Raw genomic sequence first — 21,037 nt, 5'->3', positions numbered from 1 at the left:
TTCCTAAGGTTTACGTGTAACACGTTTTAAAGAAACCATCAACACCGACAAAAAAGAACCCTTAGGGGTTCTTTTTTTCGTCGATTTCTAAAAATTGTTGAGGCATTGGATTAGATCGGTGCGATGACGAATGAACATCATCCGTAAACGTCGAAAACGTTGAAACGTGCTGTTTACGGTTCATTAATAAACGTACGCCTCCACCGATCAGCAGCAGGGCTACTATGAGAGTTTGGCTGAAGTTCGTAATTAAATACATGTAATTCCTTGCGCTAGGTAGAATTTGATACATAAATTGAACAACAACATCTTTTAAGACATAGTAGCTGCCAAGTAAGATCAAAACCATGCCAATGGGTCGTGAATAAGCCGTCCAATTCTCGATAATTGGTTTATCAATTAGGGTACCATTTTCGTACTTCGTAATGCTCTGCAAAGCATCAAAAAAGCTAAAAAACCAGAGAATCGGGATCAAAAACAAAAACAGAGACAAGCGGAGTACATCCAATATATAAATGGAGAAAAGGAAGATCGCCATTAGCTGGACGCCGCGTTTCGTCATAGAGAGGTACAAATGAGCTGCACCTGGAAAAATGGCGATAATTGTTGCCAATGTCCTGTTTTTGCGTCCGTAGTCATCCCCAAAGTGGAAGTCTTCGAAAATACTGCGATCTACGAGCTCTAACCCCGCTTGTTTATTCCCCTGTTGCTTCAGAGCATCAAACATCGTGTAAAACCACAGCACTGGCAAGGCCAAGAGAAAGGCAGCAAAGCCTTCGTTATGCGTCATGATGGTGACGAAAAATACTAATATCGCAACCCCAAAGAAGGAGACCATCGCCGTAAGACCTCTATGCATCAACCCAAGCTGATAATGGCCGAGTCCAGGGATGAAGGAGAGCAGCATAATTTTTGTTTTTTCTTGTTGACTAGCCATTCGAGTGGAATAAGGATTCGCGTCCCAGGAAGCCTGCTCTTGCTGTTCAGACCCATAGGAGCCAGGCAAGCGATAGGGCTGTGAGCGCAGTAGAAAGATAATCATATCAATCATATTCACAAACCATATCAAGGCGGCCAGCAAGGCAAGAAGAATCAGGAAATCTTTCGGGGCGTGAAAAATAGCTACTCCCATGAAAAAAAGAAATAACGACCCAAAGACCCCACCACCGTATAGGACCCCGCGGAATAGGCGGTTCATATATAGATGGCCTGCTCCAGGCAGGAAGGACAGCAGGAAAGCAACTAGGCTGCTTTTGTTTGGCATTTATGGTGTAACCTCCTTGTGTTTATTTATTTTGCAACGTGTCTAGCCACGTCAGAGTTTTATTTAATAATTGGTCGGATATCGGTTTATTTGTTTGTAGGGAGGAAGAGGTGTTTAATGAACTACTGGGTTTGAACGAACTAGCAGATTCCAATTCCTGCGAAATTCCGTGAAAAAAGCCGGTAGCCACCAGAATGAGAGTAGCTGCTGCCGCAATGCCATAATGCAGCATAGTTGAGTGGTACCATGAGCGTTTAGTTCCTGTCGTACGGGCAATGATAGCATCCACATACTCTTGAGTATCCCTTTCCATGGCTGGAAGTATAGTTTCCATTTGTTCCAAACATGTCATATATATCGTCAAGCATTCATCACATTGATACAGATGAAGCTCCATTTCACTTAAAAGATCGGGTGACAGACGCTCTTCCACATATTGCTTCCACGCTTGTTCCTTATAATGGTTCACAAGAATTCCTCCTCCTTCCAATTGTTGCGGAGCCACTGCTTGGCTCTATATAGCTTGGATTCGATCGTTTTGACCGTTACACCTTGGGCATTGGCAATATCTTGATACGACTGATGATGAATATAGTAGGCCGTTAATACTTCATGATAGTTGGCAGGGATTTGATGAAGCTTCTTACGCACGAGCTCAGTCGTCTCATTCAACATCACTTCCTGTTCCACACCATGCTCCGTGTAAGGATAAGTGTCAGAGGATTGGAGGGGTCCCTCCATCTCAGCCGTCATTTCTTCCCTACGCCTGCTGGCCGATCGTTTGAAATCGATAGCCCGGTTCACCGCGATGCGAGTCATCCAGGTTTTCAGACCCTTCATTTGATACTGAGGGAGGGAGAAATAAATCCGGGTCCAAACATCCTGTGATAAATCTTCGGCATCCTTAGCATGGCGTACAATGGCAAAGATCGTTTGGAACAAATAGTGACGATATGTGGTTACAAGCTCACGGAATGCGGCCTCATCGCCATTCAATATGCGCTTTACGAGTGCTTGTTCCTGAATATGCTTCTCCTCCTCTCCGTATGAATAGACGAAGGCTGCCAGCCGTACCCCTGCACGCTTTTAAAAAGAAAAAGAACGAATCTTCAAGATCCGTTCCACATGTTAAAGTGCCGCAGTAGAACTGCTAGGTTTGGCTTGATGCTTAGAGGGCGTACTACGTACGAACCAATGAGACAGAAGTGCGCTCAAAACGCCAAGTACACCAAGCACAATAAATCCCTGATTCAGAGAGAACCAATCGCCGATTATACCCATAAGAACAGGTCCAATGAACATGCCTAGTCCATAAATAGCTTGGAAAAATCCCATTGCCGTTGCCCGCTTATCCGCAGGCATATGCTTAATACTCATCCCCATGAGTAAGGTAAAAGAAAGTCCGCGACCAAAGCCGGCAAAAGCCTGAGTAACCATCAGCACCCAAAGATGATGCGTAAAAGGAATCGTAAATGTAAATATCCCCATTAGAATAAAGCCCCATACAACCATGCGCTTCTCCCCGTACCGGAAAGCCCATCGCCGCCCGCCAAATAAGGAAGCTAACGCTACCGGTACGTTGGCAAATAACGAAAGCATCGATAAGGAGAATTTATCAGCTCCAAGTTGGGTTGCATAAACGGGGGTAAATCCGAAAACAGTTGCGAATATGAGAACTTGCGACAAGATAGCGAGTAAGGATACGAACAGCAGCGTTCGGTCCGTCGCAACGTCACCGATACCGCGCATCGTAATTTTAGGCGCATCGAGCTCCACTTTTTCTACTAGGAAAAGGGATCCAATCATCCCCATCATGCCAAGCACAGCTCCCAAAATGAAGACGGCCTCCCAGCCGAAGGAATCTGCCGCCCATCCTGCTCCGAGAATACCTAAAACCTGCCCAAGTGAATTGAAGAAGGAGATCGTTCCGATCGCTTTTGTTGAATCTTCATGCTTATAGTAACTCGTAAATAATACGGTAAAATCAACCCAGGTTGCCGCGGCTGCGCCTGCTAGTGCTCGGAGAATAAGGATCCATGTGAAATCATGAGTGATCCACAGTCCTAAACCAGTTAGAGCCGTGAACAGCAGGCCAAAGGTAATAAATAACTTTCTCTTATGAAACCGGTCTGACATGATGCCTACAGGAATTCGCAGCAGCATTTGGGAGATCCCGTACATGCCGACAATCCATCCGGCCAACTGGTGGTTCCCGCCAAGAAATTCTACATAAGGCGCCATAATGGGAACGCTCGTATACATCGACATCCAGAACAGCAGTGTGACGATACAGAAGAGCGGAATGCGATAGGAGGATGAAACTTTGATGCTTGTCATCGAAGTGGGAGCTCCTTTCGGATTAGGTTCTTGGATTGAAATGAGGACTAATTGATCTATCGTTTTATTATAGAACATCGATTGCAGCAAGGCTATGATTGGATGTTTGCAAAATAAGACAATGAGCGGAAATCGGCTGGTTATCCCTTACATGCCTAGTAATTCCTCAAACAAAAATGGATGATTGCCGGAAATGGGTGCGCCTTGTAAATTGAAAGCAGTTGTTGGACCAAACGCTAGCACCGACTAGCACAAATCATCACTACAGAGGAGGGGGCATGGATTCAGCATGGAAATCGATTACGAAACCGGTAACTTGAATAAAAAAAAAACAGTGGGCGCGAGTCGATTGAAACAGGTCTGGTCAGGCATCGCTCGGGACAAGTTTTTATACGTTTTAGCACTTCCGGGGCTGCTCTACTTCCTTATTTTCAAATATGTGCCTATGTGGGGAATCATCATTTCTTTCCAAAATTATTCTCCTTATCAAGGCATGTCGGGTAGCCCGTGGGTGGGACTGGAGCATTTCCAACGATTTTTCTCAAACCCTGACTTCTTCATGCTCTTTCGCAATACGTTAGCGATCAACATCTTGTCCTTGGTTCTCTTCTTTCCGTTACCGATTCTGCTGTCTTTAATGTTAAACGAAGTACGAAACATGGCTTATAAGAAAATCATTCAATCGATCGTCTATTTACCTCATTTTTTATCATGGGTTATTATCGTGGGCATCACATTCCTGCTGTTTTCGACGGGGGATGGGGTGATCAATCAAATACTGGTCAGCCTAGGCTTTGAAAAAATTGATTTTTTAACAAATAAAAGTTTCTTTTGGGGCATGCTTACGGCCCAGTCCATTTGGAAGGATGCGGGTTGGGGAACGATCATTTTCCTAGCATCTATGGCAAGCATTGACCCTCAGTTATACGAAGCAGCCAAAATGGATGGTGCCGGAAGGTTCCGCCAAATGTGGCATATTACCTTACCAGGCATTCGCTCCGTGATTATTATTTTATTAATTTTGAGAATCGGTCATATCATGGATGTCGGCTTCGAACAGGTCTTCTTGATGATGAACGGGGCTGTGTCCGAAGTGGCTGACGTATTCGATACCTATGTGTATCGTTTAGGCGTGAAACAGGGGCAATTCAGCTACAGTACGGCTGTCGGTTTGTTCAAATCGGTCGTTGGTTTATTGTTGGTCATTGGAGCGAACAAGCTCGCCAAGAAATTTGGTGAAGACGGCGTCTACTAAGAAAGGGAAGGAGGAGTCCTCGATGTCTTCAATCATTTTAACCAAAAGTGATCGCGTGTTTAACGCGGTGAACGCCATTCTGCTTGGCATACTGGGTATCGTCACATTCTTTCCGCTTTACTACGTTTTTGTCGTTTCATTCAGTGATCCGTCCAGCTACTTATCAAGTGAACTGACGCTGTTTCCGTCGAAATGGAGCTTGGCTTCCTACAAATACCTCATGTCTACGGATGCTTTCCTTCATGCGATAGGAAACAGTGTATTTCTAGCCGTAGTCGGCACAGCAATCAGCTTATTGGTCACTTCCTGTCTATCCTATGCGATTTCCCGCAAAAGACTGCAGGGCCGCAAGTTTATCATGCTGTTAATCTTGCTTACGACCTTATTTAATCCAGGTATTATTCCTCCGTATTTGTTAGTAAGGGACCTTCACTTGATTAATAGCACGTGGTCGCTTATCTTGCCTGTCCTAACAAGTGGTTGGTATGTGTTGCTAATGAAAGGCTTTTTCGACAGTATTCCAGCCAGCCTGGAAGAGTCAGCTAGAATCGATGGTTGCAATGACATCAGCGTATGGTATCGAATTATTTTGCCACTGTCGTTGCCATCGCTTGCTGCTTTCGGGTTATTTTACGCGGTAGCTTACTGGAACACCTTCTTTACGGCTCTCTTATACATAAATGATTTTACGAAGCAGCCGCTCCAAGTATTGCTGCAAAATATGTTGATTGATGCTTCGACAGCAGCAGGCGGCGGGGCCGCGGCTGAGATGATGTCAGAGCAGCGCATTCCGCCGGAAACTTTGAAAATGGCTGCGGTGGTCATTGCGACGGTCCCGATTCTGCTCGTGTATCCTTTCCTGCAGAAGCATTTTGCCAAAGGAGCCATGGTTGGCTCCGTTAAAGAATAGTTCAATTGATGATAATTTGGGGAGGTTGTACAATAATGATTATGAAAAAGAAAACAATAGGCGTCGTCGCTTCTACCCTTTTAGCTTCTTCACTGCTCGCGGCTTGTGGTAGCAACGAGAGTTCCCACGTTAGCAGTAACGGAGCCGCTGTACCCTCTGCTAAGCCGACCGAGATCAGTATAATGACGATGTATTACACACCGGAACCACCGGGGCCGGACAACGTCATCGTGAAAGAAATCGAGAAGAAAACGAACACGAAGCTGAAAATTACATGGGTGTCACCTAACAACTATGGAGATAAAATTAATGTAACATTGGCCTCAGGGGACATTCCCGACTTGATCTTGCTGGATGACCCGTTCAGCGCTCAAGTACGCGGTATGGTAGCACAAGGCGCATTCTGGGATTTGACGCCGATGTTGAAGGACTACCCTAACTTGATGCTATATCCGAAAGCATCCTGGGAAAATACCAAACAAGCCGATGGAAAAAACTATGGTATTCCTCGCGCTCGTCCTACAGATGGCGGTGGATTTCCTTACCTGCGTAAGGATTGGCTAGATACCTTGAAACTAGAAATTCCTAAGACAACGGATGAATTATATACGGTATTGAAAGCATTCGTTGAGAAAGATCCGGATGGCAACGGGAAAAATGACACGATTGGCTATATAGGCTTTGTCGATCAAAATGGAATGTCCTACATGGGTCAGTTGCAGAACAGCTTCACGAAAGTCAATGGCGATTGGAAGTTGGTAGACGGCAAGCTGGTCAATGTCAATGTGCTGCCTGAAATAAAGGATGCACTTACATGGATGAATCGTGCCTATCAAGAAAAGTTGATTCCTGAGGATATCGCTGTCCTTAAAAATACACAGGCTAAGGACTTATTGAAGGCGAACCGTGGCGGTGGCTTTCAGGATACAGCGGAGGCAGCTTGGGAACCTACTGAAGAATTACGTAAAACAAACCCGAAAGCTGATTTTATACCACTGGTATCGCTAAACGGATACTCCAATAAAGACAGCGGATTTTTCGGGATGTATGCCATACCGAAATCTGTACCTGAGGCTAAAGTGAAACAACTGATGAAATTTATGGATTACGGCGCTACACAAGAAGGTTATGATCTGGCTAGCTTTGGCTTGAAGGATGTTCACTACACAGAGAAGGATGGTTTCAAAACCCCAACCGAGCAGGCTAAGAAAGATATCGTAGCCCAACAGGCTTTGGGTCAGATTTTCTTGAAATATGATCAATATTTGCGAGCCTATCGGACAGGTATGCCGAATGACTTCCTAGAGCGCAATAAGAAGATCATTGATGAGAAAGCCAAAATCAGCGTTGGAGATCCTGCTCTGGGTCTAAACTCCGACACGAACTCCAAGGTAGGTACGGAACTGAGAAAGAAAATTCAAGACATGAAGACCAAGGTTATTATGGGTAAAGAATCGTTGAGCGCATGGGACGCTTATGTAACCAAGCTGAAAACAGACCCGGATATGGTGAAAATCACGCAAGAATTAAATGACGCTTACCAGAAACGAAATAGTGCTAAATAAATAAGTACCGTCCCCCCCGACGCCAAAATTTTTGCGCAGTCGAGGGGGATTTCGGTATTTGGTTAGAGAGGGATTGGTTATGTGGCTTCGATGGAGGCAAGTTTGGTGTTGGTGGACGCAGCGTTCCGGCCGGGGCAATTTTTATCGTAAAAGCTTGATCTTAGTGTTATGCATTACCAGCTTGCCTACAGCGATCATCGGATACACTTCTTATATTACAGGACGTGCCCACATCGAGAAGGAAATTATGCGCAATCATGATGCACTTCTTAAGAAAACGATGGACCGCATGAACGATAATCTGGCCCAGCTGGAATTGGCTGCTACACAGTGGTCACTGGATAGTAGAATGGATGCACGTCTTAGGGACATGAATTTAAACGATGAATACAACACGACGCAAAATTTATATCGTTTTCTTGGCGTGATGAAGGGAGCCTACCCGTTAATTGATCAGGCGCAGCTCTACTTGGATCGGCAGGAGCCGATTATCATCTCAGATAACGAGGGCATCGTTCCCATTAAAAATGAGCAGGAGCGGGTCACTTTTCACACATTAATGAATCAAAAGCGAGGCGTATTTTGGTGGGATTCGCTGCCTAAAGCAAATGCGAAGACATATTCCAATACGGTTGCCTTAGTTCAAAAGCTTCCTAATGTGGGAGAGCCATACGGTGCGCTTATTTTATATTTGAATAAAGAAAAACTGGTGCAGATGGTCGAGGAAATGACCACTGATAACAATGGGGCTTCCTTCCTAATGGCAAAGGATGGACATATTATCGTCTCCCAGAAAACCGTCAACGAGGAGCAAGCCCAATTAGAGGCAGCCATTCATGAGAGTGTAATTGGCAGGACGGCAGAATCCGACTCTTACATACTGGAACGTAAAGGACAGTCTTACTCTGTTGCATACGGTCAATTCACCCGCACAGGAACTTTGTGGAAGTATGTAACTGCAACCTCTTTATCTCAACTTACAGCACCCGTGGAATTTATGTCGAGTAGCATGCTCAGCATTGGAGGACTAGGGCTGCTTATCGCCATTCTGCTCTCTTGGGTGGCATCCAAACGGATTTATCGACCGATTGTGCGGCTGGCGAATGTCATTAAAGATCACAAGACAACGCAAGAGAGCCAAGAGGATGAACTAGCATTTATCGAGAGAGAGTGGAAGCATTTAAGTCAGGAGAGCAGAGCGCTAGAATTGAAACTCGACCAGGCATACCCTGCACTAAGATCAGCGTTCCTCTTGCAATTGGTTCAAGGCCATTTTTATTCCTTAAGCGAGTCTGAGTTGAGAGGGCGGATGGAAAACTTCGACTGGCAAACGGAATCAAAGTGGTTCGCTCTGCTGCTGGTGCAGATTACCGGTTTTGCGAAGGAGGATGGCAGATTCCTAGAAAGTGAGGAGCAGTTGGTTACCTTTGCAGCAGCAAATATTGCCCAAGAAATGGTTCGGACACGAAATCAATCTGCTGAGGTTATCAACTTTCAGGATATGACAGTGGGTATTCTTCTCTCCTATCCCATGGATAGGACGAAACAACAGGCCAAAGATGAGCTTTACTTGCTGGCCGATGATTTGGGGCATACGATTAGCGCACTGCTTAAAATGCAGACAGCCGTTGGCATGGGGCGATTGACTCCTCAAGTGCTTGATCTGCCGCAGCTATTGTCGTTATTACGGAGTGCTATCCGATATCGCGATCTAAAAGCAGATCATCAAGTGCTTGATTTGGAGGAAATGCTGCCAAATGCCAATGAGGATTTGAACTATCCGTTTGCATTGGAAAAGGAGCTCATGCAGGCGATTCGTATGGGACAAAGCGAGCAGTCGCTAAGTCTGATAGAGAGCTTTGTTCAGGAATTGGTTCGTCAATCGAACAAGGAAAAGCAGCTGCAGGAAGGTGTCATGCAGGTACTGGGCAGTATGCTGCATACGATGCTCGAAACGGGCTTTAATCCGCATCATTTATTCGAAGGATACAACTTATACGAGCAGTTGAATCAGCTTCGGGAACCGGAACAGATGGTACGTTTCTTCCGGCAGAAGGTGATTTCACCTTATATCGAGAGGCTTAATGAATATCAAGACATTCATATGAAGCGACTAGTTGAACGCGTAACGGAGCGGATACAGGAGCGATTTATGAACAGCGATATATCCTTGGAGGAATGTGCGGATGCGTTCCATACAACGTCCTACGCGCTTAGTAAAGCTTTCAAGCAAATCAATGGCATGAACTTTATCGATTACTTGATTTCGCTGCGTATGGAAAAGGCCAAGAAGCTGCTTATCGGCACGGATTTGAAGGTTAACGAGATCGCAGAGCAAATCGGTTATCAGCCTTCTTATTTTATTCGACTGTTCCGAAAGTATGAGGATATGACGCCGGGTCAGTATAGGGATAAATTAAAGTAGCTTATGTAAAAAAGAGCCTGCCTTCATGAAAGCGGTAGGTTCTTTAGCGTTTTAAAAATTATGAATAGGGATATCTAAGCAATATATCAACAAATTTAAAGATAGTATGAATGCAGCCTTAAAAAGTAATCATTGCCTGAACAATAGAGGAAAATTAGAGGTAGGATACTACTAAAAACAATAAACGCCAGAGCGGCTATTAACCGTTACTGGCGTTTAAATTTTGAATGTATACGCGCCCGAGATGATTCGAACATCCGGCCTACAGTTTAGGAAACTGTTGCTCTATCCTGCTGAGCTACGGGCGCATGGCAAGAATTATAATAGCACGAAGGATTTCGTGGTGCAACCTTTTGGGCAGTGGTTTTTCTTCAGGACAAGGAATGTTCATTTAAAGTGAAGAATAGGTTAGGGATTAACTTTTATTTCCTTTAATTTGATTAGAGAGGAAGTGTCATTTTGGAAAAACGACCTGTACTCCTACTTTCAAAAACAATGTCGGAAAACATTCTGGATGTAGTGTCCATCCTAGTCATTTTGTGTACTTTCGCATATTTAGCCTATGTCTGGCCCTTGATACCAGAAAGAATACCAACACATATTGATGGTCAAGGGAAAGAAGATGGTTGGGGAAACAATATAGTCTTATTCTGCTGCCAGTGATGACGCTGATCCTATATATAGGTTTAACAGTCTTAAGCAAATACCCCCATACGTTTAATTATCCTTACAAAATTACTGATGAAAATGCCAACCGGCAATATGTAAATGCACGCTTATTTATGCACTGTCTAAAGATGCTGATCGTTGTGATGTTTGGGTTTGTCGAATGGACTCTTATCCAAATTGCGTGGGGAAATAGTGGTGCTTTAAATATATGGATATTTAGCATTGTACTGCTTTTCATTCTGGGTACGATTATTTTCTTCGTCATCCGATCCATAAAACTCAAGTAAATCTAATTCAATGAATACCTCATATTTGATCAAGGGAAGAGGATGCCGAAATGACAGTTTACATTGGTTTTCTGCGTGGTATTAACGTAGGAGGAAAGAACAAGATCAAGATGGCGGATTTGAAAAAGACACTGGAAGCTGCGGGACTTGCTAAGGTGCAAACGTATTTGCAGAGCGGCAATGTCTTGTTCATGTCGGAGGAGGCGGTAGAACCGCTGCGCCAGCGTATCGAGCAGGAGATCAGCAAAGCCATAGGCGTCTCACCTTCGGTCATTTTGCGTACGATAGAGGAGCTGGCGCAGATTCTTGCGACTTGTCCATATGAAGCGGATGCTTTATTAGAAGGCGAAACGATCCAAATCTCTGTGCTATCGGAAGATCCCCCGCAGCAAACCTCTGACATCTTGTCCAAAGGGAAAAGTGATGTGGATGAATTTCAGATCAATGGGCGCGAGATCTATTTCCTCTTTCGCCAAAGTGTTCTGGATTCTAAACTTGCGAGCAATATCCAGAAGCTCGGGGATACGGCGACAACACGCAATTGGAATACGATGAATAAACTTGCTGAGTTGGCAGCGGCGATGGAAAATTAGATACAGGAACTTCTAAGCTTTACCGCGTAATTTACGGAAAAATTGGGTCAGCATCGTTGAACACTCTTCTTGCAAGACGCCGCTAACGACATCGACACGGTGATTGAACCGGTCCTCTTGCAGCAAATTCATGAGCGTTCCGGCACACCCAGCCTTCGGATCAATGGTGCCGTAGATGACCTGGGGAATCCGCGATTGCACAATCGCGCCCGCACACATCGGGCAAGGCTCTAGGGTGACATAGAGCTGGCAATCCAAAAGCCGCCAGGCCCCAAGATGTTCGCTGGCTTGTTTGATGGCGATCATTTCGGCATGCGCGAGAGGATCTAGGGTTGTTTCACGTAAATTGTAGCCGCGGCCAATGATTTGACCTTGATGGACAACGACCGCTCCAATCGGTACTTCTCGGATGGCTTCAGCTTTGAGAGCCTCGAGAATGGCTTCTTTCATCCATGGGATATGTTCATCCACAGGGGGACACCTCGCTAATATATTTTTATCCACATGTGCATAACAATCGAACATTCATTCCGTTGTTAACAACCTGTGGATAGATTTGTGGATAACTTAAAAAGCTGTGGATATTTAATCTTTCTACATTACATACAACAAAAAGAACAGTGATGCAAGGAATTTTGTTGATAATAGCATCTGGGCTAGGTATAATGATAGATATTAGTAGGTCTTTTAGACCATATAGAACGTGATAGGTAGAAATAAGATAGCAAGGTTCGAAAATGGCAAACTTGTTGAAAAGCAAGGACGCAAAGCTGAGGGTCTACGGTTCCATTGGAACTATGGCAGCCTGGTTACCGAAAATCGATACTTTATTGATTAAGGTAATAGGCTGCTCCTACATAAGGGGCAGTCTATTTTTATATAGGGAACAACTTGGGTAAAGGGAGAGGTGTTAATTATAATGGCCAAAGGGTATAACGTCATGAAATATTACGGAAGCAAGGAGGGATATGACGCTGATGTGCTGATCGATAGTAAGGCTGTGTTGGGAAAGGACGATTTCGTAGCCACGGGCGTGCTAACCTATGCACTCGGAGACATTATTGAGGTGGAACTACCGGAATACGATGTTTTTCAACTTGGTGATAAAGCGAAAATGACGGTTTACACCAAATCCGGCTTGTTTGTGATGAATACAACCGTTGTTGCCAAAGAATTCGGCTCCGTCATTGTCATTAATCCACCTGAAAATCGGAAGAAATTCGCAGAAAAACGGGAATTCCCACGTGTGGATGTGAAACATACAGGTCTCTTATTCGGGCTTCAGGATATGAACAAAAGGAATAAACATCAATTTGAAAACCCGCTTGGCATCTCAATTAAAAATATATCCATTAACGGCTTAGGATTTACCATAAATGATAATGCTATGATTGATAAAATCGTTCAAAAGCATTCGCAACTTGAAGTCGAGCTGGATTTGGGCTTTACGATGCCTTGTTCGATGGAAATTGTAAGAAAAGAAAAGGTTGATAATGGTTTTTATTATGGGGCCAGTTATATCGACATACCGCAGGGAAAAACCAATGCTTTAAGGGGGTTTATCCTTACCAATCAGATCGAAACTTACTTCGTACAGAAGCGGGAAGCGCAATTTAAAAAAGCAACGGAAAAAAAGTCTGCGGCGAATCAATAGCCTTCAGGCTTTTTTTTGAGGTCCAAGTGCTATATAATAAGAAGGATGATTTTCGAAAATTAAGGAGTTGTAACTACAATGGCTTTGAAAGCAGGTATCGTCGGTCTACCGAACGTAGGAAAATCGACATTGTTTAATGCAATTACACAGGCGGGGGCAGAATCTGCGAATTATCCGTTTTGTACGATCGATCCGAATGTTGGGGTAGTTGAAGTACCAGACGAGAGATTGCAGAAGCTGGTAGAGATTGTTGTGCCTAAGAGCATTGTCCCGACAGCCTTTGAATTCGTTGATATTGCGGGTTTGGTAAAGGGCGCGAGCAAAGGCGAAGGGCTTGGAAATAAATTTTTGGCACACATTCGTGAAGTGGATGCCATTGTGCATGTTGTTCGTTGTTTTGAAGATGATAATATTACCCACGTTTCCGGTAAAGTGGATCCGATCGGCGATATCGAAACGATTAATCTTGAATTAATTTTGGCCGATATTGAGTCGGTTGAGAAGAAGATCGAGCGTTCGCGCAAAAACCTCAAAGGCGGCGACAAGAAGGTTGTTGCTGAAGTGGAGTGTTTAGAGCGTATTAAAGAAGCGCTTTATGCAGATAAACCGGCACGCAGTCTGGATCTCAGCGAAGATGAGAAGCTTCTCGTGCGCGACCTTCATTTATTGACCATGAAACCGGTGCTTTATGCGGCAAACGTGAGTGAAGATGAAGTAGCAACAGCAGACGAAAATCCTTTTGTGAAAATTGTGAAAGAGTTTGCTGAGGGCGAAAACAACGAAGTGGTGTCGATCAGTGCGAAGGTTGAATCCGAAATCGCCGAGCTGGAAGACGAAGAAAAAGCGATGTTCCTCGAAGAGTTGGGACTTCAAGAGTCCGGCTTGAATAGATTGATTAAAGCAGCGTATAGAAAACTTGGCTTGTACACGTATTTCACAGCTGGGGTGCAGGAAGTAAGAGCATGGACAATCCGCAAAGGAACGAAAGCTCCTCAGGCGGCTGGAGTTATTCATACCGATTTCGAACGTGGTTTTATTCGTGCTGAAGTCGTCTCTTATAATGATTTGGCAACTGCAGGGTCGATGAATGGTGCGAAAGAAAAAGGCCAAGTGCGTCTCGAAGGTAAAGAGTATGTGGTGAATGACGGGGACGTCATGCATTTCAGATTTAATGTGTAATTCATAAAAAAAGTAAAGAAAGGAGTGATCCTATATGTTGGATCGACTTCAGTCCATTGTGGACCGCTATGATAAATTAAGCGAACTGTTGTGTGACCCGGATGTTACGAGTGATACGAAAAAGCTTAGAGAATACTCGAAAGAGCAATCTGATCTTCAAGAAGCATATGATGCTTATAACGAATATAAGAGTGTGAGCGAACAGCTGGCCGATGCTAAAGTGATGCAGAACGAAAAGCTGGATGATGAAATGCGTGAAATGGTCAAAATGGAGATTGAAGAGCTTAGCGAGCAGTCCGCCAAGTTGGAAGAACAACTTAGAATGCTCATGATGCCTAAAGACCCTAATGATGATAAGAACGTAATCGTCGAAATTCGCGGTGCGGCAGGCGGCGACGAAGCTGCTTTGTTCGCGGGCGATTTGTATCGTATGTATACACGCTATGCGGACGCGCAAGGATGGAGAACGGAGATTCTCGATGCTTCTGTGAACGATTTGGGCGGGTTTAAAGAGATTATTTTCATGATCACCGGTAAAGGCGCTTATAGTAAGTTGAAGTATGAGAGTGGCGCGCATCGTGTACAACGAATTCCTGTTACGGAATCAGGCGGACGTATCCATACCTCAACGTCGACGGTAGTGGTTATGCCGGAAGCGGAAGATGTTGAGATTGTCATCCATGACGCGGATATTCGAGTGGATACATTCTGTTCCAGTGGAGCGGGCGGTCAGTCGGTTAATACGACGAAATCCGCTGTGCGTGTGACGCACGTACCTACGGGTATCGTAGCGACTTGTCAGGATGGTAAATCGCAGAACTCGAATAAAGAGTCAGCACTGCGCGTGCTTCGTACACGTATTTCCGATAAAATGCGTGAGGAAGAGGAAGCGAAATATGCGGGCGAGCGTAAAAGCAAAGTGGGTACGGGTGACCGTTCCGAACGGATTCGTACGTATAACTTCCCGCAAAGCCGCATTACCGATCACCGTATTGGCTTGACTTTGCATCGCTTAGAAACTGTGCTTAATGGTGACATGGCAGAGATCGTTTCGGCGCTCACGATTGCAGCGCAGTCCGATGCTTTAGATAACGGGGAGCAGGCAATGTGATGTCGACTGCTGCTAAGAGTATAAGAGAAGCCTTTGTTGAGGCTTCTTCTTTTTTAGGGAAGCTCGGTGTGGCCGAGGCTGCTTCCTGTGTGGAACTGCTGCTGCAGCACCTGCTCAGCTGCAGTCGGACGGAGCTGCTGTTCCGTTTTCCGGAACAGTTTCCTGTGGAGCTGGCGGAGAAATGGAGCCAGCTCGTGGAACGGAAGGCCGCGGGTGAGCCGGTGCAGTATATTACCGGTGAGCAGGATTTCTTCGGCCTTCCTTTTGCGGTTAGCCCGGCCGTGCTGATTCCGCGGCCGGAGACGGAGCTGCTCGTGGAAGCTTTGCTCCACGAGGGTTCGCGTTTGTTCCCGCAAGGCACTCCGCTGCTTGCGGATGTGGGCACCGGGAGCGGAGCGATCCCGGTGACTGTGGCGCACGCGCGCCCTGCGTGGCGCGTGGCGGCCAGCGACATCTCCGCGGCAGCGCTGGAGATGGCTCGCTTGAATGCGCAGCGCCACGGCGTGGCTGCGCGGGTGGAGTGGCTCGAGGGCGATCTTCTCGAGCCCTTCATTGCGCGCCGGATCGCGCCGGATATACTGGTGTCTAACCCACCGTATATCCCTGATGGCGACCTTCCGGCGCTGATGCCCGAGGTGCGGCTGTTCGAGCCGCACACGGCTCTGTTCGGCGGTGTCGAGGGACTCGACCTGTACCGCCGGATGATCTCGCAGCTGCCGCAGCTCCCGCGAATTCCGACCGTGGTCGGGTTCGAGGTGGGCATTCGGCAGGCGGAGGCTGTGGCGGCGATGCTGCGCGCCGCCGCAGACTGGGACGAGATCCGATTCGTGCCGGATCTGCAGGGCATTGATCGCCACGTGATCGCGATCCGTTCGCAAGACTAGAGGGGTTCGTAGCTTTGGAAAGAACGTGATATTTTAGATGGTAGCTAGGTATTGGTATCTGCTAAGAGTGTTTTTCATCGCTAAAGTCGCTTATATGAGCAAGAGAGTCACTTTAACGATGTTTTTCACTCTTACAGACGAGCTATCATGGCATTTTTCACTGCTAAACCCACCTTCCTCAGCCTGAACGCCACCCAACGATCCCATCTCACCCAACTCTATCATTTTTCACAAAATTAAATAGATTACTAGGTTTAGCTCCTCCTCTTATTGCCCATACTGGCTAGTAGAAGCGAAGGGAAAGGGGCTTTTCCTCATGGTTAAGAGAACTAATCGTCATTCTTATAAATCTTTATTATTAGTAGCTTTTGCACTTATTGTTATGATAACTTGTTGGGAATCGAATCGTACGAATGCGGCGGTTATTTCGCCTACGATACCGGAAGAATCTATTCGCTTACGTATTCTAGCAAACTCGGATTCGCCGCAGGATCAGGCGTTGAAACGCGAGATTCGTGATGCTATTATTGCTCGTATGCAGGAGTGGGTCGTTGGGCCGCAAACGTTGGATGACGCAAGAGCCGTGGTTAGAGCCCATTTGTCCGAGTTTGATGTTCTTGTTGGACAAATGATTGAAGCACGTGGCTATAGCTATTCACATACAGTTGAGCTAGGTAAAGTCCCTTTTCCAACAAAAATGTACGGAAATGAAGTGTACCCGGCGGGAGAATATGAAGCGCTGCGCGTGACAATTGGAACGGGGGAAGGTCAGAACTGGTGGTGTGTGTTGTTTCCGCCATTATGTTTCGTGGATTCCTTATCCGGAGAAGCGGTAGCATCGGCTGCTGTTGTAGCGAAAACAGAGGGTGATGGGAAGGTGCAATCCTCTCCTACACCTGCAACGAAAGTCAGTAAAGCTGCTTCAATAGTTAAACCCGACAAGTCTAACCCTGTCGTTAAAGACAGTGATGCTAAGCAGCCACAAGTTAAGTTTTTTATCTGGGAAATGGTAAAGAAGATCGTATCGTGGTTCAGCTAAGGAAAGTTGCCCATTCCCATGTAAGGATCAGAATTATATTTGAAGTTAGGATGATAGATGATCGTGACAAAATACTGGAAAGTGGATCAGGGAATTGGCACCGAAATAGGCATGGAATTAGCTGAAGCTGCCCAGCTTCTACGAAGCGGTGAAACAGTCGCCTTTCCAACAGAGACGGTGTATGGACTTGGGGCAGACGCGACGAATACGGCAGCGGTTGAAGGGATTTTCACAGCGAAAGGTCGGCCTTCGGATAACCCGCTTATTGTCCACATTGCGAATGTTGAGCAGCTATCAAGTTTAATTCTGTCGGATCGTGTTTCGGCAGATCATCGCCAGCTTATGGAGGTTTTCTGGCCGGGTCCTCTTACGATAGTGCTGCCTGTGAAAACAGGTGGCATTTCGCCGTTAGTAACCGCTGGTCTTAAAACTGTGGGTGTGCGAATACCGGATCATCCCGTGGCTTTGCAGCTTCTTCGTGAAGCGGGGCTACCCATAGCCGCGCCGAGTGCCAATAGCTCAGGCAGACCTAGTCCAACACTCGCCTCTCATGTCAGAGATGATTTAGATGGCCGGATTGGCGGGATCGTGGATGGTGGTGCAACTGGGGTTGGGGTCGAGTCGACCGTTATTGAGCTAGTTGGCGGTGAGCTTTACATTCTGCGTCCTGGCGGTGTTACGGCGGAGCAGCTGCAATCGGCACTGCCTGCTATTCGGATTCATGAGCCAGAGCGGGGAGAGGTACAGGGTGCCGAAACACCGCGTGCTCCTGGGATGAAATATACACATTACGCACCAAAAGGATTTATGCATATCGTTCAAGGCGAAGATGCAGAAGCTGTTGCTGAATGGATCCAACACGATATTGATGCCGCCAAAACACGAGGTGAGTCAACGGGTATTCTTACTTTTGAGGAGAGAGCCTCACGTTACCATGCTGATTTGGTAATTGCCTGCGGATTGTTATCACAACCGGAAACAATTGCTCAAGATCTTTACGCTGCGTTAAGGCAGTTTGATCAAGAAGGCATTCAATATATTGCTGCAGAGGGTTGTCCAGAAACGGGGATTGGCCTTGCGATTATGAATCGACTTCGTAAAGCAGCCGGTCATCGGCTTGTACGTGTTTAGCTAGCATGATTCCCTGTTTGTCCGCATATCTTGAGAGAGAAACGTGGACAAGGGGGATAGCGCTATGCTCGCATCTGGGGTAGAATTTGGGCAGCTGGTAACAATTATTATTATGGCGATTGCTTTGGGCCTGGATGCTTTTTCCTTAGGGATTGGCATAGGGATGAAGGGTATTCGTTTGATTGATATTATGAAAATTAGCTTCGTGATTGGTATATTTCACGTTCTCATGCCTTTGATGGGGATGTTTATGGGGCAATATGTGTCATTGCTGCTCGGGAATGTCGCTACAGCGGCTGGGGGATGTTTGCTCATACTTTTGGGATCGCATATGGTGTATAGTTCGATTCGTGGAGAAGAAGCGACTTCTTTTGATCATCGGTCAGCTTGGGGCCTGACGATCTTTTCACTTAGTGTCAGTATTGATTCATTCTCTGTTGGTGTATCCCTTGGTATGTTTGCTACGGATATTGTGTTGACCGTGCTGATATTTGGTCTGTTTGGGGGTTTGTTATCCATTGCCGGTTTGTTGGTTGGCAGGCGGGTAAGCGGCTGGGTAGGTGAGTATGGCGAGGCGTTTGGCGGGCTTATTTTACTCACTTTTGGGATCAAGTTTTTACTATGATACAATAGGGGTGTAAAAGTTTTCGTCTTAGCTTATGCTTATGATTAGAGTTTTGCTATGCAAAACTCAGCTTATGCTTACGAAGTTAGCTTTCCTACGGAAAGCTCTTAGGAGGGAATCATGTTGCGAATTCTATTTGTTTGTACAGGAAATACGTGCCGCAGTCCATTAGCAGAAGGTTTGCTGCGTATCAGGGTGCACCAAGAAGGGCTTGCGGCGGAGGTTCGTTCAGCAGGCGTTTCCGCGGTGACGGGCGGTCCAATCTCCAGAAATAGTGCATCACTTTTACAGGAAGCGGGTTTCAAGGAGCCCATAAGTTCTTTGGCGATCCAAGAGTCTGAAGTGAATTGGGCTGATCTTATTTTGACGATGACGATGGGGCATAAGCGTACGGTCATCCAGCGTTTTCCGGCGGCGATTGAGAAGACGTTTACGCTCAAAGAGTACGCCATGGACGACGCTCATATTTTACAGGCGATTGAGGAAAGGGAGCAGCTCGTTACGGAGCTTCAGCTCAAACAGGCTCTTTCGCAAGCAGTATCTGTAGAAGAAAGAAGCCGCATTTATAAACTTGAACATGCGATTCCTGACTTTGACATTTCGGACCCGTTCGGAGGCTCTATAGAGATTTACCGACAAACGGCTGAGGAGATCAGCGGGAGTTTAGATAAATTGATTCAGAAAATACGTGCACGAAACGAAGGCTCCAAATAACTCAGGTACGAGATTTACGAATTGCGGATACATCTTTACACATGGGGTAGAATGCGATAAAATAGAGGTACTAATCAAGACTCAATGTAACTGGCGACGAGTGGGAGTAACCACAGTGGAGCATTGAGCTATACGGCCGGTCGCCTGGGCAAAAGAGCAACGCGCGTTTTCTAGCGTGTCCGCTCTTTTTTTCGTTTTCTGGTGAGCTTTGGGATATAATAGGATGGTCGAATTCGAACAAGCAAAGGAGCGTTCTATTCATGAAAATTGCCTTAGGTGCAGATCATGCAGGCTATCGTTTGAAAGATGTTATCATTCCTTTTATTGAGTCATTAGGTCACCAAGTCGTCGATTATGGCTGCAGCTGTGCAGATTCGGTTGATTATCCCGACTATGCGCTTCAAGTTTGTGAGCAAGTGGTATCCGGCGATGCGGACAAAGGTATTTTGATTTGCGGAACGGGTATCGGAATGTCGATTGCCGCGAATAAGGTTCCGGGCATCCGCTGTGCACTCGTACATGATCTTTTTTCAGCGAAAGCGACGCGTGAGCACAATGATACGAACGTACTTGCCTTAGGGGAACGTGTTATTGGACCGGGTGTAGCTGAGGAAATCGTGAAAATCTGGCTCGAAACTGAATTTTCTCAAGGTGTTCGACACCAAAATCGCATTAACAAAGTGCAAAGTATCGAAGATCGTTTCACACTGCACCCATAGAATATTTCCTAACGGAAAATTCCAGAAACGAGGGATCACGATGACAGATTCCATTCTATCTAATGTTGCCGAGGCTATGGAAACGAATCTTCGGGAATTGGTCAAAGTCGGCAATCTCAGATCAGGTCACATTCTGATTATCGGAACGAGCACGAGTGAAATTCTCGGGCATAGGATCGGTACATCGGGGACGCTGGATGCGGCCAAGCCGATTTTTGAAACGGCGCAAGGAATAAGCCGCGAGTTCGGACTGCATTTAGCCTTTCAATGCTGCGAGCATTTGAACCGTGCGATCGTTATTGAGGAAGAGCTGCTAGCGAGTATGCCTCAGCTTGAGCCTGTCTCTGTCATTCCGGTGCCAAGAGCCGGAGGCTCGATGGCCTCCTATGCGTATCGCCATTTCGCGAAGCCGGTCGTTGTCGAGAAGATTCAGGCACATGCCGGAATCGATATTGGCAGCACGCTCATTGGGATGCATTTGCGCCCAGTTGCTGTACCAGCAAGGCCGCCAGTACGTAACATTGGCCATGCCTATGTAACGATGGCTTTTACCCGGCCTAAGCTGATTGGCGGTACAAGAGCTGTATACCTGCCTGATGAAGCGGAACAACTCTATCAAACAGCCGCACCTGATGCGGATTGCTAGCCATTACCTCAATGAATAAGACTTAACAGA

22 protein-coding genes, 1 tRNA gene and 2 riboswitches are annotated in these 21,037 nt (G+C 46.1%); of the genes, 17 read left to right on the top strand and 6 right to left on the bottom strand.

Annotation, left to right across the window (positions count from 1 at the left end; genetic code table 11):
* Positions 1 to 61 precede the first annotated feature (61 nt).
* The 4 genes from G519_RS43275 to G519_RS0116630 form a co-directional block, all read right to left on the bottom strand.
* A complete protein-coding gene (locus G519_RS43275; RefSeq protein ID WP_064743474.1) occupies positions 62 to 1,264 on the bottom strand; it encodes a hypothetical protein in 1,203 nt (400 codons plus the stop codon).
* 22 nt (positions 1,265 to 1,286) lie between these two features.
* The gene (locus G519_RS0116640; protein WP_029195689.1) at positions 1,287 to 1,733 is read right to left on the bottom strand and encodes a hypothetical protein; all 447 of its coding nucleotides are present in this window, start codon (positions 1,731 to 1,733) and stop codon (positions 1,287 to 1,289) included.
* On the bottom strand, positions 1,730 to 2,260 hold the full coding sequence (locus G519_RS0116635; RefSeq protein ID WP_029195688.1) for a sigma-70 family RNA polymerase sigma factor: 531 nt from the start codon (positions 2,258 to 2,260) through the stop codon (positions 1,730 to 1,732). Before G519_RS0116635 ends, G519_RS0116640 begins: the two co-directional genes overlap by 4 nt.
* Positions 2,261 to 2,392: 132 nt before the next feature.
* Entirely contained in the window at positions 2,393 to 3,601 is a 1,209-nt protein-coding gene (locus tag G519_RS0116630; protein WP_029195687.1) for an MFS transporter, read from the bottom strand.
* A gap of 289 nt (positions 3,602 to 3,890) precedes the next feature.
* On the opposite strand from G519_RS0116630, the gene G519_RS0116625 reads away from it, so the two are divergent.
* The 4 genes from G519_RS0116625 (at position 3,891) to G519_RS0116610 (ending at position 9,756) form a co-directional block, all read left to right on the top strand.
* The gene (locus G519_RS0116625; protein ID WP_051253442.1) at positions 3,891 to 4,856 is read left to right on the top strand and encodes an ABC transporter permease; all 966 of its coding nucleotides are present in this window, start codon (positions 3,891 to 3,893) and stop codon (positions 4,854 to 4,856) included.
* 22 nt (positions 4,857 to 4,878) lie between these two features.
* Entirely contained in the window at positions 4,879 to 5,766 is an 888-nt protein-coding gene (locus G519_RS0116620; RefSeq protein WP_036633179.1) for a carbohydrate ABC transporter permease, read from the top strand.
* 35 nt (positions 5,767 to 5,801) lie between these two features.
* Positions 5,802 to 7,331, top strand: a complete 1,530-nt coding sequence (locus tag G519_RS0116615) for an extracellular solute-binding protein (protein ID WP_244280138.1) — start codon at positions 5,802 to 5,804, stop codon at positions 7,329 to 7,331.
* A 79-nt stretch (positions 7,332 to 7,410) separates the two neighbouring features.
* Positions 7,411 to 9,756 (top strand): helix-turn-helix domain-containing protein, encoded by a 2,346-nt coding sequence (locus tag G519_RS0116610; RefSeq protein WP_029195683.1) that lies wholly within the window; start codon positions 7,411 to 7,413, stop codon positions 9,754 to 9,756.
* A gap of 234 nt (positions 9,757 to 9,990) precedes the next feature.
* On the opposite strand, the gene G519_RS0116605 is transcribed toward G519_RS0116610, so the two are convergent.
* A tRNA-Arg gene (locus G519_RS0116605) sits at positions 9,991 to 10,064 on the bottom strand.
* 187 nt (positions 10,065 to 10,251) lie between these two features.
* Between G519_RS0116605 and G519_RS53550 the strand changes: the two genes are divergently transcribed.
* Genes G519_RS53550 through G519_RS0116595 form a run of 3 tightly spaced genes read left to right on the top strand, consistent with a single transcriptional unit; the run spans position 10,252 to position 11,305 of the window.
* Positions 10,252 to 10,419, top strand: a complete 168-nt coding sequence (locus tag G519_RS53550) for a DUF1648 domain-containing protein (protein ID WP_369073742.1) — start codon at positions 10,252 to 10,254, stop codon at positions 10,417 to 10,419.
* Positions 10,383 to 10,712, top strand: a complete 330-nt coding sequence (locus G519_RS51060) for a hypothetical protein (protein WP_029195682.1) — start codon at positions 10,383 to 10,385, stop codon at positions 10,710 to 10,712. The genes G519_RS53550 and G519_RS51060 overlap by 37 nt, the downstream gene beginning before the upstream one ends.
* Positions 10,713 to 10,762: 50 nt before the next feature.
* Positions 10,763 to 11,305, top strand: a complete 543-nt coding sequence (locus tag G519_RS0116595; RefSeq protein WP_029195681.1) for a DUF1697 domain-containing protein — start codon at positions 10,763 to 10,765, stop codon at positions 11,303 to 11,305.
* Between the two features lie 12 nt (positions 11,306 to 11,317).
* Here G519_RS0116595 and tadA read toward each other — a convergent pair whose 3' ends face one another.
* A complete protein-coding gene (gene tadA, locus G519_RS0116590) occupies positions 11,318 to 11,755 on the bottom strand; it encodes a tRNA adenosine(34) deaminase TadA (protein ID WP_244280142.1) in 438 nt (145 codons plus the stop codon).
* Between the two features lie 279 nt (positions 11,756 to 12,034).
* Positions 12,035 to 12,122, top strand: a riboswitch (cyclic di-GMP riboswitch).
* A 102-nt stretch (positions 12,123 to 12,224) separates the two neighbouring features.
* Here tadA and G519_RS0116585 point away from each other — a divergent pair.
* The 10 genes from G519_RS0116585 to G519_RS0116535 all read left to right on the top strand — a co-directional run bounded on the left by G519_RS0116585 (position 12,225) and on the right by G519_RS0116535 (position 21,007).
* Entirely contained in the window at positions 12,225 to 12,959 is a 735-nt protein-coding gene (locus G519_RS0116585; protein ID WP_051253440.1) for a PilZ domain-containing protein, read from the top strand.
* Positions 12,960 to 13,037: 78 nt separating this feature from the next.
* Entirely contained in the window at positions 13,038 to 14,138 is a 1,101-nt protein-coding gene (gene ychF, locus G519_RS0116580) for a redox-regulated ATPase YchF (protein WP_029195678.1), read from the top strand.
* Between the two features lie 34 nt (positions 14,139 to 14,172).
* Positions 14,173 to 15,249: a peptide chain release factor 1 gene (prfA, locus tag G519_RS0116575; protein ID WP_029195677.1), complete on the top strand. Its 1,077-nt coding sequence runs from the start codon at positions 14,173 to 14,175 to the stop codon at positions 15,247 to 15,249.
* Positions 15,249 to 16,133 carry a peptide chain release factor N(5)-glutamine methyltransferase gene (prmC, locus tag G519_RS0116570; protein ID WP_036633176.1) on the top strand — a complete coding sequence of 295 codons (885 nt, stop codon included), beginning with the start codon at positions 15,249 to 15,251 and terminating at the stop codon, positions 16,131 to 16,133. The genes prfA and prmC overlap by 1 nt, the downstream gene beginning before the upstream one ends.
* Positions 16,134 to 16,449: 316 nt before the next feature.
* Positions 16,450 to 17,172 (top strand): stage II sporulation protein R, encoded by a 723-nt coding sequence (gene spoIIR, locus G519_RS0116560; protein WP_029195675.1) that lies wholly within the window; start codon positions 16,450 to 16,452, stop codon positions 17,170 to 17,172.
* A 57-nt stretch (positions 17,173 to 17,229) separates the two neighbouring features.
* Entirely contained in the window at positions 17,230 to 18,303 is a 1,074-nt protein-coding gene (locus G519_RS0116555; protein WP_029195674.1) for an L-threonylcarbamoyladenylate synthase, read from the top strand.
* A gap of 64 nt (positions 18,304 to 18,367) precedes the next feature.
* A complete protein-coding gene (locus tag G519_RS0116550) occupies positions 18,368 to 18,928 on the top strand; it encodes a manganese efflux pump MntP (RefSeq protein WP_029195673.1) in 561 nt (186 codons plus the stop codon).
* A 120-nt stretch (positions 18,929 to 19,048) separates the two neighbouring features.
* Positions 19,049 to 19,642 carry a low molecular weight protein arginine phosphatase gene (locus G519_RS0116545; protein WP_029195672.1) on the top strand — a complete coding sequence of 198 codons (594 nt, stop codon included), beginning with the start codon at positions 19,049 to 19,051 and terminating at the stop codon, positions 19,640 to 19,642.
* Positions 19,643 to 19,718: 76 nt separating this feature from the next.
* Positions 19,719 to 19,799: riboswitch (ZMP/ZTP riboswitch) on the top strand.
* Positions 19,800 to 19,902: 103 nt separating this feature from the next.
* Positions 19,903 to 20,361: a ribose 5-phosphate isomerase B gene (gene rpiB, locus G519_RS0116540; protein ID WP_029195671.1), complete on the top strand. Its 459-nt coding sequence runs from the start codon at positions 19,903 to 19,905 to the stop codon at positions 20,359 to 20,361.
* Between the two features lie 40 nt (positions 20,362 to 20,401).
* On the top strand, positions 20,402 to 21,007 hold the full coding sequence (locus tag G519_RS0116535) for a TIGR01440 family protein (RefSeq protein ID WP_029195670.1): 606 nt from the start codon (positions 20,402 to 20,404) through the stop codon (positions 21,005 to 21,007).
* Positions 21,008 to 21,037: the final 30 nt, after the last annotated feature.

It is taken from the genome of Paenibacillus alginolyticus DSM 5050 = NBRC 15375 (genome assembly GCF_000422905.1).
Taxonomy (GTDB): Bacteria; Bacillota; Bacilli; order Paenibacillales; family NBRC-103111; genus Paenibacillus_E; species Paenibacillus_E alginolyticus.
Note: the sequence above shows the minus strand (reverse complement) of the source record. Positions and strands in the feature narration are given on the sequence as shown.